The organism is Streptomyces sp. KPB2, from assembly GCF_003950055.1.
Lineage (GTDB): Bacteria > Actinomycetota > Actinomycetes > Streptomycetales > Streptomycetaceae > Streptomyces > Streptomyces salinarius.
On the sequence record NZ_CP034353.1, the window covers coordinates 2,684,359 to 2,698,103 of the forward strand.

Genomic DNA, 13,745 nt, shown 5'->3' on the forward strand with positions numbered 1-13,745 from the left:
GGGTGCGCCGCGGGGCGCTCGGGCACGGGCGAATCGCGTCGGGCCGGGCGCGTCGAGTAGCGTTGCCGACCATGCGTCTCGTCATTGCCCGCTGTTCCGTCGACTACGCCGGACGGCTCACCGCCCACCTGCCCTCGGCCCCCCGGCTGATCCTGGTCAAGGCGGACGGCAGCGTCTCGATCCACGCCGACGACCGGGCCTACAAGCCCCTCAACTGGATGTCGCCGCCCTGCACCCTGAAGGAGGGCACGGGCGACGAGGAGGGCGTCTGGACCGTCGTCAACAAGGCGGGCGAGAAGCTCATCATCACGATGGAGGAGATCCTGCACGACTCCTCGCACGAACTGGGCGTCGATCCCGGCCTGATCAAGGACGGCGTGGAAGCACACCTCCAGGAGCTGCTCGCCGACCGCATCGAAACCCTGGGCGAGGGCTACACCCTCATCCGCCGCGAGTACATGACCGCCATCGGCCCCGTCGACATCCTGTGCCGGGACGCCCAGGGCGGGACCGTCGCGGTCGAGATCAAGCGGCGCGGCGAGATCGACGGCGTGGAACAGCTCACGCGCTACCTGGAGCTGCTGAACCGCGACCCGCATCTCGCGCCGGTGCGGGGCGTGTTCGCCGCCCAGGAGATCAAGCCGCAGGCCCGCGTGCTCGCCACCGACCGCGGCATCGGCTGCCAGGTGCTGGACTACGACGCCCTGCGGGGCATCGAGGACGACAAGCTGCGGCTGTTCTGAGGCGGCGTCACGTCCTACGACGCGAGGAGGGCCGGGTCCGTCGGGTGGACCCGGCCCTCCTTCGTGCGTCTGCGCCCCCTCGGCGGGGTCAGATGATCTGACCGGCCTCCGGGTCGTCCGAGCCGGAGGACGTGCCCGTTGCGGTGCCGGTGCTGCTCTGGGAGGCGGTGGGGGTGCCCACCGGGGAGCTGGCGGCGGTGGGGGTGTTGGTGTCACTGGCGCTGTTCGAGGGCGGCTCCGGGGTGGTCTCGGGGGGCGAGGACTCCGGCGGCTCGGTCTCGGACTCGTCCGGCGACGGCGACGGCGACGACGGCGGGTCGGTCGGCGTCGACTTCGTCGGGCTGGGCGACGTGGGAGGCTTCGACGACGTCGTCGGATCGCTCGGGGTGCTCGGGTCGCCCGATCCCGGGTCACCGGGCTGCTCGGAGTCGCTCGGCCCGTCCGAAGGCTCCCCCGACTCCGTCGGCGTCGGGTCGTCGGACGTGCCGGGGGTGCCGTCCGGGCCGGAGTCGGTCGGAGCGCCGGGCGTCTCCCGGTCCTTGCCGTCGTCGGAGGGCCGGTCCGCGTTGAGGCTGCCGTCGTCGATGCCCTGGCTCGCCGAGGGGGTGCCGCCGACCTCGTTGGAGGGGTCGCCCGCGTCGTTCTCGGAGGTGGCCCCCAGGGTCACCACCGTGCCCAGCACGGCGACGAGCAACGCGCCCGCTCCGGCGGCCACCAGGTTGCGCCGGGCGAAGCCCTTGATGCCGCCCGCGACCGTGCGGGAGGGCTCGTCGTCGGGCTCCCGGCGGGTGACGAGCGTCGGGGACTGGGGAGGCGGCTGGAGCGGCGGGAAGGGCGCGGGAACGCCCGCGGACGGCGACACCGACTCCTCGTTGCGGGCGTCGGGCACCTCCTCCCCCACCGTCGGCCCGAGCCCGGCGCCGACGACGCCGAACCCGGCGACGGCACCGGCGACGCCCGCACCGCCGCTGCCCAGCCCCGGGGTGTCCCCGGTGCGGTCGGCGACCAGTGCGAGGGCGCGGCGGCCCGCGACGGCGCCGCGCTTGTCGGAGAGCGCGCCGCGCAGCCCGATGGAGGCCTCGAGTTCGGCGCGGGCCCGGTCCAGCTGGTCCTCGCACAGCGCGAGGACACCGAGTTCGTGGTGGAAGTAGGCCTGTTCGGCGACGTCGCCGGCGAGCCGGGAGGCCTCGGTGCCGGAGCGCAGCGCCCGCTGCCAGGCGCTCCAGTGCAGTCCGGCGGCGAACGCGGGCGCCGCGGTGCGGGCCAGCTGGACGGCCGGGCTGTCCTCGTCCTCGGCGGTCGGGGTCGTCGCGGGCACCAGGACGGCGAGGGCGGCCAATACGGCGTCGGCCTCCGCGCAGACCCGCTCCGGGGTGACCGAGGGGTGCCCGGCCCACCAGGCGTAGTGCTGGGCGGCGGACCGCGCCCGCTCCCGCATGCCGTCGGTGTACCCGGCGCTCTCCAGCTGGGTGAGCACCCCGGCGGCCAGCCGGTAGCGGGAGCCGACCGGGGAGACCAGTCCGCAGTCGGCCAGCTCGCCGAGGGCGGCGTCCGCGTGGGTGTCGCCGACCAGGGCGGGCAGGTGGGCCTGGTGCGGCACCTCGCCGCCGAGCGCGACGGCGAACTCCAGGGTGGCGCGGGCGGAGGCGCTGAGCCGGGAGGCGAGCAGCGGTGCCGGCGCGGCGGCCTCGCCGAGGGACGGCAGCGGCACGTCGTCGGCGTCGGTGGCGTCGTAGGGGGTGTCGTCGTCCGGGCGGGCGTCGGCGAAGACGCCGAACTCGTCGACGGCGTCGGCGCCGGCCCGCTCCCGGTCCCGGCGGCGCAGCAGGGCGCCGGCCTGGACGAAGCGCAGCGGCAGGCCCTCGGACTCGAACCAGAGGTCGCCGGCCCAGTTGGCCTCTTCCTCGGTGAGGGTCCGGCCGGCGGCGCGCTCCAGGAGCTCCACGCCGTCCGCGCGCTCCAGGCCGGCGAGGAAGACCTCCTCGACGGCGGAGTCGGCGGAGGGCGCGGGCACGTCCGGGGTGGCGCCGAGGAGGAAGGCGCACTCGGGGGTGGCGTCGAGGAGTTCGTCGAGGGCGCTGCCGCCGAACTCGACGTCGTCCAGGACGACGACCGCGCCCACCTCGCGGAGGTGGGCGAGGAGTTCCGTCCGGTCCGGGCGGTGCAGGGGTGCGCGGTGGACGGCGTGGAACAGGTCGTGGAGCAGGTCGTCGGCGGTGCGGTGGTGGCCGCTCAGGCGGACGACGCCGTCGGGTGCGAGGCCCGCGCAGTCCTCGGCGACGACGTCGAGGAGGCTGGTGCGGCCGGAGCCGGCGGGGCCGGTGAGGCGGACGGAGCGGCCGCGGGCGAGCAGCCGGACCAGGCGTTCGCGTTCGTCCTCGCGGGCCAGCAGGCCCAGCACGGTGCGGACCGGTCCCGGGGGGACGGGCGGCCGTGCGGCGCGCTCCGCCTCGGCGCGTTCGGCCGCGGTGAGTTTCTCGGGCCGGGCGGGCCGTTCCGCGGGCGGGCACACCTCGATCTCGCTGCCGTCGACGGGGTTGACGGTGAGCAGGAAGTCGCCGGACACCAGTTGCACCGTGCGGGCGAGCGCGGGCGCGTGCTGTCCGAAGTCGGAGGTGATGGGGTCCCTGTGCGGGCGCGGGCGCGGCGCCTGGTGGTCGCCGTCCTGGCCGTACTCCTCAGGGCCCCGGTTGTTCGGGTCCATTGGTTCAAGCCCCCCAAAAGCGTCGTGTGCAGGGCCCCGGCAGGGACCACCCTCCCGGCCTTGTGCCGCACACCGCGCTGTCGCTTCTGGTCCGGGCCCGCCGGCGGGTTTGCAAAGGCAGCGGGCAGCCAGACCCTAAACCTTCGCTCAGTATCTCCGACAGTCCGGGGTGCCGGACCGTCCGAGAGGTCACGGTCTCGTGAGGATTGCGTGTGTCGGAGGTGTGAACCCTCACTCACACCCGGGGCAGGGTCTCCACACCGATCCCGCCCTCGATGGCCAGGATCCGGTGCAGCCGGGTGGCCACCAGCAGGCGCTGCATCTGCGGCGGCACGCCGCGCAGCACCAGGCGCCGGCCGCAGCGGCCGGCCCGCCGGTGGGCTCCCATGATCACGCCGAGTCCGGTGGCGTCCCAGGAGTCCAGTTCGGACAGGTCGAGCACCAGGTCGCCGACTCCGTCGTCGACGGCCGAGTGCAGGACCGTACGGGCGTCCGCCGCGCTGCGGACGTCGAGGCGGCCCCCGACGACCAGCTCGACGTGGTCGCCCCTGATGTGCATATGCGCTCCCCGGCGTGCGTCTTCTCTTCGTCGTCCGTGCGTGGTGATCTCTCGGCGATATCAGGTGTTGCACCCTCTGACTGGCCGAAACGACCGGAGGTTGCCGCCTGTAAGCGAACCGATACCGAATTCACCCCGGCGTGTGATGTCTGCCGGGGCTGAGGTGACCTCAGTGCTTGTAGAAGCCCTGCCCGCTCTTGCGGCCGATGTCACCGGCGTCCACCATCCGGCGCATCAGCTCCGGCGGGGCGAACTTCTCGTCCTGGGACTCGGTGTAGATGTTGCCCGTGGCGTGCAGCAGGATGTCGACGCCCGTGAGGTCGGCGGTGGCCAGCGGCCCCATGGCGTGGCCGAAGCCCAGCTTGCAGGCGAGGTCGATGTCCTCGGCCGTGGCGACGCCCGACTCGTACAGCTTCGCGGCCTCGACGACGAGGGCGGAGATGAGACGGGTGGTCACGAAGCCCGCGACGTCGCGGTTGACGACGATGCAGGTCTTGCCGGTGGACTCGGCGAACTCCCGCGCGGTGGCGAGCGTTTCGTCACTGGTCTTGTAGCCGCGCACCAGCTCGCACAGCTGCATCATCGGGACCGGCGAGAAGAAGTGGGTGCCCACGACCCGCTCGGGGCGCTCCGTCACGGCCGCGATCTTGGTGATCGGGATCGCGGAGGTGTTGGACGCGAGGATCGCCCCGTCCTTCACCAGCTTGTCCAGGGTACGGAAGATCTCGTGCTTGACTTCCAGCTTCTCGAAGACGGCCTCGACGACGACGTCCGCGTCGGCGGCGGCGTCCAGGTCGGTGGTCGCGGTGATGCGCCCGAGCGCGGCATCGGCGTCCTCGGCGGTGAGCTTCCCCTTGGCGACGAACTTGTCGTACGACGCCTTGATGCCGTCGGTGCCGCGCCGCAGCGCCTCGTCGGTGACGTCGCGCAGGACGACGTCCCAGCCCGCCTGGGCGGAGACCTGGGCGATGCCCGATCCCATGAGACCGGCTCCGATGACGGCGAGCTTCCGTGCCACTGTGCGACTCCCCTGATACGCGCTGATTCTCGTCTCTCGGCCGGAGATTAGCGGGCGTGAGGCGCTGTGTGACCGGTTAGTAACGCGCGTCACGTCTCAAATGACGGACGTCACACCGAGGGGTGCCATTCGGGTGTCACTCGGCGCCTCGTACGGCGTAGTTGAGCACCTTCTCGCTCAACAGGCCCTCCATCTCGTCCAGCAGCACGAGGATGTCGCGGGACACTTCGGCGGGTTTCCCGCCGGCCATCAGGCGGCGCCCGATGGTCGCCATCACCGTGCCGTGCAGCCAGCTGATCTGGCCGGCCATCAGCGAGGGGACGGGGTCGTCGTCCGGGGCGCCGGTCTCCTCGCGCAGGGTGTGTTCGAGGTTGTCCTGCACCTCCTGGCCGATCGCCCAGAGCCGGGAACGCAGCGCGGGCGAGGAGTGGATGACCCCCATGAAGCGCGCGTATCCGTCCATGAGGCCGATCCGGGGCGACACCGACTCGACCTCCTCGCGCAGCTCCCGCAGGACGGCGTACGCCGCCGACTCCCCGTCGCGCCGCCCGCGCACCCAGCGCGACAGCCGGTCGACGACCCCTTTGGAGCGGTCGAGGAACAGGTCCTCCTTGGCCGGAAAGTAGTTGTACACGGTGTTGACGGAGACGTCCGCGGCGTCCGCGACCTCCGCCACCGTCACGGCCTCGAAGCCGCGCTCCAGGAACAGCCCCGTGGCGACATCCGAGATGTACTGCCGGGTCTGCCGCTTCTTCCGTTCCCTGAGTCCCTCGGCCATCTGCGCATCCTAGCCGCGCCGACGCACTGACTGGTGTCGCTGAAAATTTGGTGTCATTGCAAAATTTCAGCGTCTCTGTTTTTCTGGGACGCATGGCAATCATCAGTACGGCCGGACTGGCCCGCACCTTCGCCACGAAGCGCGGTCCGGTCGAGGCGGTGCGCGGCATCGACCTCACCGTCCGCGAGGGCGAGATCCTCGGCTTCCTCGGCCCCAACGGCGCCGGCAAGACCACCACCCTGCGGATGCTCACGACCCTGCTCGCCCCCACCGGCGGCGCGGCCACCGTCGCCGGGCACGACCTGGCGACGGACCCGGCCGGGGTGCGCGCGGCGTGCGGGTACGTGGCGCAGTCGGGCGGGGTGGACACGCAGATCACGGTCCGGGAGGAGCTGGTCACCCAGGGCCGCCTGTACCGGCTGTCCAGGGCGCGGGCGGCCGAACGCGCCGGGGAGCTGGCCCGCGACCTGGACCTGACCGGGCTGCTCGACCGGAAGTGCGGCGCGTTGTCCGGCGGGCAGCGGCGCCGGCTGGACATCGCGATGGCGCTCGCCCACCGCCCGAAGGTGCTCTTCCTGGACGAGCCGACGACCGGCCTGGACCCGGGCAGCCGCGCCGACCTGTGGAACCTGGTCCGCCGCCTGCGCGACGAGCACGGCACCACGGTCTTCCTGACCACCCACTACCTGGACGAGGCCGACGCCCTCTCCGACCGCCTGGTGGTCGTGGACGGCGGCACGGTGGTCGCCGAGGGCACTCCCGACGCCCTGAAGCGGGAGTACGGCGGCTCGCCCGACGCCTCCCTCCAGGACACCTTCCTGGCCGTCACCGGCCGCAGCGCGGCGCCGGCCGACGCCGCCCCCGTCGCCGTCTGACCCTGCGAGGATTCCCGATGCTGCTCCACGACACCGGCCTGATCTACGGCCGCTATCTGCGCCAGTCCCTGCGCTCCCGCTTCGCGCTGCTGTTCGGGGTGCTGATGCCGCTGCTGTACCTGCTCTTCTTCGGCCCGCTCCTGACCGACCTGCCGCTCGGCGGGCGGGGCAGCTCCTGGCAGGTGCTGGTCCCCGGCCTGCTGCTGCAACTGGGCCTCTTCGGCGCGTCCTTCGCCGGGTTCTCGATCATCATCGAGAACAGCCAGGGCGTGGTGGAGCGGATGCGCGTCACGCCCGTCAGCCGCCTGGCGCTGCTGCTCGGGCGGGTCCTGCGGGATGCCACCGTCTTCGCCTTCCAGGCGGTGCTGCTGGTCCTGGCGGCGCTGGTGATGGGCCTGCGCGCACCGCTGCCCGGGGTGCTGATCGGCTTCGCGTTCGTCGCGCTGCTCACGGTCTCGCTGGCCTCGCTGTCGTACGCGCTGGCGATGAAGGTGCGTACCCCGCAGGAGTTCGGGCCCACGATCAACGCGCTGACGATGCCGTCGATGCTGCTGTCCGGCCTGATGCTCCCGATGACGCTGGGTCCGGCGTGGCTGGACGTGCTCTCGCACCTGATGCCGTTCCGCTATCTGGTGGACGCGGTGCGGGACGCCTACGTCGGCTCGTACGCCACGGCGCACATGCTCTACGGCGTCCTCGTCGCCCTCGGCTTCACCGCGCTGGCCGTGACGGTGGGCACACGCGTCTTCCGGACCGCCGGAGCGTAACTACGCTGGCCCCATGGTCAACCTGACGCGCATCTACACCCGCACCGGCGACAAGGGCACCACCGCCCTCGGCGACATGAGCCGGGTGCCCAAGACCGACCTGAGGATCTCCGCGTACGCCGACGCCAACGAGGCGAACGCGGTGATCGGCACCGCGATCGCCCTCGGCGGCCTGTCCGAGGACGTCGTCAAGGTCCTCGTCCGCGTCCAGAACGACCTGTTCGACGTGGGCGCGGACCTGTCCACGCCGGTGGTGGAGAACCCGGAGTACCCGCCGCTGCGGGTCGAGCAGTTCTACGTCGACAAGCTGGAGGCGGACTGCGACCGGTACCTCGCGGAGGTGGAGAAGCTCCGCTCCTTCATCCTCCCCGGCGGCACCCCCGGCGCGGCCCTGCTGCACCAGGCGTGCACGGTGGTCCGCCGGGCCGAGCGCTCGACGTGGGCGGCGCTGGAGGCCCACGGCGAGTCGATGAACCCGCTCACCGCCACGTACCTGAACCGGCTGTCCGACCTGCTCTTCATCCTGGCCCGGGTGGCCAACAAGGAGGTCGGCGACGTGCTGTGGGTGCCGGGCGGGGAACGCTGAGCGCTCCGCGGGCAGGGGCGTGACGGCCCGGCCGTCGGTCGCCTAATCACATCGTCGTGGCTGCTCGCGCAGTTCCCCGCGCCCCTTCGGGGCGCTGCCCACCGGTGCGCTGCCCGCCGGACCCCGCTTCGGCCGGATCAGGTACGTCAGGGCGATCAGGCCGTGGATGCCGACCACGCGCAGGGCCGTCCACTGGAAGGAGCGCAGCGACGAGACGTCGCCGTCGGCGCCCACGTACCAGACCGCGCTTTGGAGCAGCGCGCAGGCCACGGCCGCGCCCAGCAGGGTGCGCAGCCACAGCCGGCCCTCGTGGGCGGCCCGTGCCATGCCGTAGCGCGGCGGCTTGGCCGGGGGCGGGCCGCCGGCCAGGCGGTGGGCGGCGTGGCCGTCGAGCCAGCGGATCGTGTAGTGGCCGTAGGCGACGGTGTAGCCGATGTACAGCGCCGCCAGGCCGTGCTCCCAGCCGGGCTCGGCGCCGTTCTTCAGGTCGTAGGCCGTCACGGCGAACAGCACCAGTTCGAGGACGGGCTCGCACAGCAGCAGGACGACACTGGTTCGCCGCCACTTCAGCAGGTAGCGGGCGCCCAGGCCGAGGGCCAGCAGCACCCAGAAGCCGACCTCGCAGGCGATGATCAACGCGACGACCACGACGCACTCCCTTCGTTCACCCTTCCAGGCTCCCGTCGGAATCCGCCGGGTTCGTCGTCGGCGGTGACGAACCTCCGGTACATCGAAAGATGCAGTGCGGGACCCTTCCCCGGGATCAGGCGGGCGGGGCGCGGGCCGTGTTGGATGGTGGCATGGCCGCACGACTCCCCCGCCCGCCCCGCTTCGACGTGTGGGCCGCGCTCGCCGGACTCCTCGGCGGACTGCTGCTGTGGGGTTCCGGGCTGGGCCTGCGGGAGTCGGGCGATCCCCAGGTCCTCTTCGACGGCGGCGGACCGCTCCTGGTGCCGCTCGCCCTGATGTCCGGCTGCGAACTGCTGCGCCGCACCGCACCGCGCACCGCCCTGCTGACCGGCACGCTCGCGCTGGCCGCGGACCTCATGACCCAGGGCAGCATCGCCACGATCGTGATGTACACCGACCTGATGTACGCCGCCGTCCTGTACGGACCGCCCGCCACGGCACGCCGGCTGCCGTGGATCACCGGGATGCTGTCGATCGCGGCGACGCTGGTGCCCTTCGCGGTGCTGCGGGTTCCGGAGGCGCTGCTGATCGGGGTCGTCACGGGCGCCGTGACGTTCACGCCCGCCTCCACCGGCCTCATCGTGCGCAACCACCGCGAGGCCGCCGACGCCGCCCTGCTGCGGGCCGAACAGACCGCGCTGCTCGCGGAGATGGACCGGACGCAGGCGGTGACCGCCGAGCGCGCCCGGATGGCCCGCGAGCTGCACGACATGGTCGCCAATCACCTCTCCGCGATCGCCATCCACTCCACGGCCGCGCTCTCCCTGGACGACGCGGCGACCACCCGGCAGGCGCTCGGCGTGATCCGCGAGAACAGCGTCGAGGGGCTGGCCGAGATGCGACGCCTGATCGGCATCCTGCGGGACGACGGCGGGGACACCGAGCCGGCCGCCGCCCCCACCCTCGACGGGCTCGGCGCACTGGTCGACGGCGCCCGCGCCAACGGGCTGGACGTCACCCTGGACGCGTGCCCCGGCGAGAACCTGCCCGCCCCGGTCGAGCTGGCCGCGTACCGGATCGTGCAGGAGTCGCTCACCAACGCGCTGAAGCACGGCTCGAAGGGCGCCGTCCGGGTCCGCCTCGACCGGCACGAGGGCGCCCTGCGGGTCGAGGTGACCAGCCCGTACGGCGAGCGGGACACCCCGCGCGCCCCCGGTTCCGGCGCCGGTCTCGTCGGGATGCGGGAGCGGGCCGCGCTGCTGCACGGCACGTTCGAGGCGGGGGTGGTGGCGGGCCCCGCCTCGCCGGGCGACAGGATCTGGGCCGTACGCGCCTGCCTCCCCCTGACCGAAGGAGACCTCGCATGATCCGCGTCCTCGTCGCCGAGGACCAGTCCGCCGTGCGCGCGGGGCTGGTGCTGATCCTGGGCAGCGCACCGGACATCGAGGTGGTCGGGGAGGCCGCGGACGGGGAGCGGGCGGTGGAGCTGGCCCGCCGGCTCCGTCCGGACCTGGTGCTGATGGACGTGCAGATGCCGCGCCTGGACGGGGTGTCGGCGACCCGGATCGTGGTCGGGGAGCAGCTCGCCGACGTGCTGGTGCTGACCACCTTCGACCTGGACGAGTACGTCTTCGGGGCGCTGCGGGCGGGGGCCGCCGGGTTCCTGCTGAAGAACACCGAGGCGAACGACCTGATCGCGGCCGTGCGCACGGTGGCGGGCGGCGAGGGCATCGTGGCGCCGGCCGTCACCCGGCGGCTGATCGCCGAGTTCGCCGCGAAGCCGGTGCGGGAGCCGGCCGCCGACCCGGCGGTGCTGCGGGATCTGACCCGGCGTGAGCGCGAGGTGCTGTCCTGCCTCGGCGAGGGCCTGTCCAACGCCGCGATCGCCGAGCGGCTGGAGATGGCCGAGGCGACGGTGAAGACGCATGTCAGCCGGCTGCTGGGGAAGCTGGGGCTGCGCAGCCGGGTGCAAGCGGCGGTGCTGGCACAGGAGTTGGGGATCTAGTTTTCCCGGTCCGGCACGGGTTCAACCACTGGCCGCCACATTGGTCCAGACCTATTGACCTGTGGTCCAGACCTTTCTATTCTCGCCGCACTGCGGGCATGAGGCTCAGTCATGCCCTCGACAACATCCCCATATAAGGAGGCTCACATGCGCTTCAGACACAAAGCCGCGGCACTCGCTGCGACCCTGGCGCTTCCCCTCGCCGGTCTGGTCGGCCTCGCGAGCCCGGCCCAGGCGGCCACCAGCGCCACGGCCACCTTCCAGAAGACCTCGGACTGGGGCACGGGCTTCGGCGGCAAGTGGACGGTGAAGAACACCGGCACCACCTCCCTCAGCTCCTGGACCGTCGAGTGGGACTTCCCCTCCGGCACCAAGGTCACCGCCGCGTGGGACGCCACCGTCACCAACTCCGGCGACCACTGGACCGCCAAGAACGTCGGCTGGAACGGGACGCTCGCCCCCGGCGCCTCGGTCTCCTTCGGCTTCAACGGCAGCGGCCCCGGCTCCCCGTCCAACTGCAAGCTCAACGGCGGCAGCTGCGACGGTACCTCGGTCCCCGGCGACGAGGCCCCCTCCGCGCCCGGCACGCCCACCGCCTCGAACATCACCGACACCTCGGTGAAGCTGTCCTGGTCGGCGGCCACCGACGACAAGGGCGTCAAGAACTACGACGTCCTGCGGGACGGCGCGAAGGTCGCCACCGTCACCGGCACCAGCTACACGGACACGGGCCTCACCAAGGGCACCGCGTACTCGTACAGCGTCAAGGCCCGGGACACCGCCGACCAGACCGGCCCGGCCAGCGGCTCCGTGAAGGTCACGACCACCGGCGGCGGGGACGGCGGCAACCCGAACCCCGGTGGCGAGGTCAAGATGGGCTACTTCACCAACTGGGGCGTCTACGGCCGCAACTACCACGTGAAGAACCTGGTCACCTCCGGCTCCGCCGACAAGATCACGCACATCAACTACGCCTTCGGCAACGTCCAGGGCGGCAAGTGCACCATCGGCGACGCGTACGCCGACTACGACAAGGCCTACACCGCCGACCAGTCCGTCGACGGCGTCGCCGACACCTGGGACCAGCCGCTGCGGGGCAACTTCAACCAGCTGCGCAAGCTGAAGGCCAAGTACCCGAACATCAAGATCCTCTACTCCTTCGGCGGCTGGACCTGGTCCGGCGGCTTCCCCGACGCCGTGAAGAACCCGGCCGCGTTCGCCAAGTCCTGCCACGACCTGGTCGAGGACCCGCGCTGGGCCGACGTCTTCGACGGCATCGACCTGGACTGGGAGTACCCGAACGCCTGCGGTCTCAGCTGTGACGAGACCAGCGCCCCGAACGCCTTCAGCAGCATGATGAAGGCCATGCGCGCCGAGTTCGGCCAGGACTACCTGATCACCGCGGCCGTCACCGCCGACGGTTCGGACGGCGGCAAGATCGACGCGGCCGACTACGGCGAGGCCTCGAAGTACATCGACTGGTACAACGTGATGACGTACGACTTCTTCGGCGCCTGGGCGAAGAACGGCCCGACCGCTCCGCACTCGCCGCTGACCGCGTACGACGGCATCCCGCAGCAGGGCTTCAACACCGCCGACGCGATGGCGAAGTTCAAGGCCAAGGGCGTGCCGGCCGACAAGCTCCTGATCGGCATCGGCTTCTACGGCCGCGGCTGGACCGGCGTCACCCAGTCCGCGCCCGGCGGCACCGCCACCGGCCCGGCGGCCGGCACCTACGAGGCGGGCATCGAGGACTACAAGGTCCTCAAGAACAGCTGCCCGGCCACCGGCACCATCGCCGGCACCGCCTACGCCCACTGCGGCACCAACTGGTGGTCCTACGACACCCCGGCCACCATCAAGTCCAAGATGGACTGGGCGGAGCAGCAGGGCCTCGGCGGCGCCTTCTTCTGGGAGTTCAGCGGCGACACCGCCAACGGCGAACTGGTGAGCGCCATCGACAGCGGGCTGAAGTAGACCGCGTAGAAAAACTCTCTAAGCGACGTTGACGCGCTGACCGGGCGGGGCTGCTTCCAGCCACGCGAGAAATCCGGTCAGCGCGTCTTCGCTCATCGCCAGTTCGAGCCGTGTGCCCCGGTGCAGACAGGCCAGGACCACGGCGTCGGAGAGCAACGCCAGTTCCTCCTCGCCGTCCGGCAGCCGGCGGCCGGCCACCTCGATCGCGGAGCGTTCCAGCACGCGACGCGGGCGCGGGGAGTACGAGAACACCCGGTACCACTCGACCCGGTCGCCGTTGTAGCGGGCCACGCCGTAGGCCCAGCCCTTGCCACCGGTGTCGTCCTGCTGGGGGGCGTCCCAGCGCAGCGAGCAGTCGAAGGTGCCGCCCGAGCGCTGGATCAGCCGGCGGCGCAGACCGAAGACGAAGAGCCCGATCACCACCAGGGCCACAACGATTCCGCACACAGTCAGAGCGAGGGCCATCGACACCGACCTCCTCGTCTCCTAGGTAACGGAACGGAAAAAACACCCGGATCTGCCTCAGCCGCGGCCGGGTCCGGATGGCTCCGGTCCCAGCCGCGGCTGAGTGACGTCATGGCACGACGCTATCGCACTGTGCTGTGGATCAGCGTCCCGCCGCAGCGCGCAGTCGGACGTCCGCGCGGCGCTCGGCGTGGGCGTCGCCCTCCGCCTTCGCGCGCTCGAGCTCGCGCTCCACGCGGTGGACGTCGATCTCGTCCGCCAGTTCGGCGGTCTCGGCCAGCAGCGACAGCTTGTTGTCGGCGAACGAGATGAAACCGCCGTGCACCGCGGCGACGACCGTCCCGCCGTCACTCGTACGGATGGTCACCGGGCCCGACTCCAGCACACCGAGCAGCGGCTGGTGACCGGGCATGACGCCGATGTCGCCGGACGTGGTGCGCGCGACGACCAGGGTGGCCTCGCCGGACCAGACCTCTCGGTCGGCCGCGACCAGCGCGACGTGCAGATCAGCAGCCAAGGTGGCTCCTCGGGTCACCACCCGGCCGGTCAGCCGGGTGTTGGTTACAAGTCTAAGGGGCGTGCCGGAGGGGACGGGACGCGCCCGCCCCCTCCGGGTGGTGTGCCGTACGGCTCACCGC

14 protein-coding genes are annotated in these 13,745 nt (G+C 72.0%); 7 read left to right on the forward strand and 7 right to left on the reverse strand.

The window, feature by feature from the left end; translation table 11 throughout:
* The first annotated feature begins 71 nt into the window (after positions 1-71).
* Positions 72-743: an endonuclease NucS gene (gene nucS / locus D1J63_RS11495; RefSeq protein ID WP_125628821.1), complete on the forward strand. Its 672-nt coding sequence runs from the start codon at positions 72-74 to the stop codon at positions 741-743.
* 88 nt (positions 744-831) lie between these two features.
* Here the strand turns inward: nucS and D1J63_RS11500 are convergent, their stop codons facing one another.
* The 4 genes from D1J63_RS11500 to D1J63_RS11515 all read right to left on the reverse strand — a co-directional run bounded on the left by D1J63_RS11500 (position 832) and on the right by D1J63_RS11515 (position 5,802).
* The gene (locus D1J63_RS11500) at positions 832-3,447 is read right to left on the reverse strand and encodes an ATP-binding protein (RefSeq protein ID WP_125628822.1); all 2,616 of its coding nucleotides are present in this window, start codon (positions 3,445-3,447) and stop codon (positions 832-834) included.
* Positions 3,448-3,682: 235 nt separating this feature from the next.
* Positions 3,683-4,006: an STAS domain-containing protein gene (locus D1J63_RS11505; RefSeq protein WP_003973611.1), complete on the reverse strand. Its 324-nt coding sequence runs from the start codon at positions 4,004-4,006 to the stop codon at positions 3,683-3,685.
* A 169-nt stretch (positions 4,007-4,175) separates the two neighbouring features.
* Entirely contained in the window at positions 4,176-5,024 is an 849-nt protein-coding gene (locus D1J63_RS11510; protein ID WP_125628823.1) for a 3-hydroxyacyl-CoA dehydrogenase family protein, read from the reverse strand.
* Positions 5,025-5,160: 136 nt separating this feature from the next.
* On the reverse strand, positions 5,161-5,802 hold the full coding sequence (locus D1J63_RS11515) for a TetR/AcrR family transcriptional regulator (protein ID WP_125628824.1): 642 nt from the start codon (positions 5,800-5,802) through the stop codon (positions 5,161-5,163).
* 92 nt (positions 5,803-5,894) lie between these two features.
* On the opposite strand from D1J63_RS11515, the gene D1J63_RS11520 reads away from it, so the two are divergent.
* From D1J63_RS11520 to D1J63_RS11530, 3 genes are read left to right on the forward strand one after another with little or no spacing between them, the layout of a single operon-like run.
* Positions 5,895-6,677: an ATP-binding cassette domain-containing protein gene (locus tag D1J63_RS11520; RefSeq protein ID WP_125628825.1), complete on the forward strand. Its 783-nt coding sequence runs from the start codon at positions 5,895-5,897 to the stop codon at positions 6,675-6,677.
* Positions 6,678-6,694: 17 nt separating this feature from the next.
* Entirely contained in the window at positions 6,695-7,444 is a 750-nt protein-coding gene (locus D1J63_RS11525) for an ABC transporter permease (protein WP_102929180.1), read from the forward strand.
* Positions 7,445-7,457: 13 nt separating this feature from the next.
* Positions 7,458-8,030 (forward strand): cob(I)yrinic acid a,c-diamide adenosyltransferase, encoded by a 573-nt coding sequence (locus tag D1J63_RS11530; protein WP_125628826.1) that lies wholly within the window; start codon positions 7,458-7,460, stop codon positions 8,028-8,030.
* A gap of 42 nt (positions 8,031-8,072) precedes the next feature.
* Here D1J63_RS11530 and D1J63_RS11535 read toward each other — a convergent pair whose 3' ends face one another.
* Positions 8,073-8,678, reverse strand: a complete 606-nt coding sequence (locus tag D1J63_RS11535; RefSeq protein ID WP_125628827.1) for a hypothetical protein — start codon at positions 8,676-8,678, stop codon at positions 8,073-8,075.
* A gap of 152 nt (positions 8,679-8,830) precedes the next feature.
* Here D1J63_RS11535 and D1J63_RS11540 point away from each other — a divergent pair, with 152 nt between their 5' ends.
* The 3 genes from D1J63_RS11540 to D1J63_RS11550 all read left to right on the forward strand — a co-directional run bounded on the left by D1J63_RS11540 (position 8,831) and on the right by D1J63_RS11550 (position 12,642).
* Positions 8,831-10,027: a histidine kinase gene (locus tag D1J63_RS11540; RefSeq protein ID WP_125628828.1), complete on the forward strand. Its 1,197-nt coding sequence runs from the start codon at positions 8,831-8,833 to the stop codon at positions 10,025-10,027.
* On the forward strand, positions 10,024-10,665 hold the full coding sequence (locus D1J63_RS11545; protein ID WP_102929175.1) for a response regulator transcription factor: 642 nt from the start codon (positions 10,024-10,026) through the stop codon (positions 10,663-10,665). The genes D1J63_RS11540 and D1J63_RS11545 overlap by 4 nt, the downstream gene beginning before the upstream one ends.
* A gap of 147 nt (positions 10,666-10,812) precedes the next feature.
* A complete protein-coding gene (locus tag D1J63_RS11550) occupies positions 10,813-12,642 on the forward strand; it encodes a glycoside hydrolase family 18 chitinase (RefSeq protein ID WP_125628829.1) in 1,830 nt (609 codons plus the stop codon).
* Positions 12,643-12,660: 18 nt separating this feature from the next.
* Here the strand turns inward: D1J63_RS11550 and D1J63_RS11555 are convergent, their stop codons facing one another.
* Both D1J63_RS11555 and D1J63_RS11560 read right to left on the reverse strand, forming a co-directional pair.
* Positions 12,661-13,107 carry a DUF2550 domain-containing protein gene (locus tag D1J63_RS11555; RefSeq protein WP_102929173.1) on the reverse strand — a complete coding sequence of 149 codons (447 nt, stop codon included), beginning with the start codon at positions 13,105-13,107 and terminating at the stop codon, positions 12,661-12,663.
* Between the two features lie 142 nt (positions 13,108-13,249).
* Positions 13,250-13,624: a F0F1 ATP synthase subunit epsilon gene (locus D1J63_RS11560; RefSeq protein ID WP_061442519.1), complete on the reverse strand. Its 375-nt coding sequence runs from the start codon at positions 13,622-13,624 to the stop codon at positions 13,250-13,252.
* Positions 13,625-13,745 lie beyond the last annotated feature (121 nt).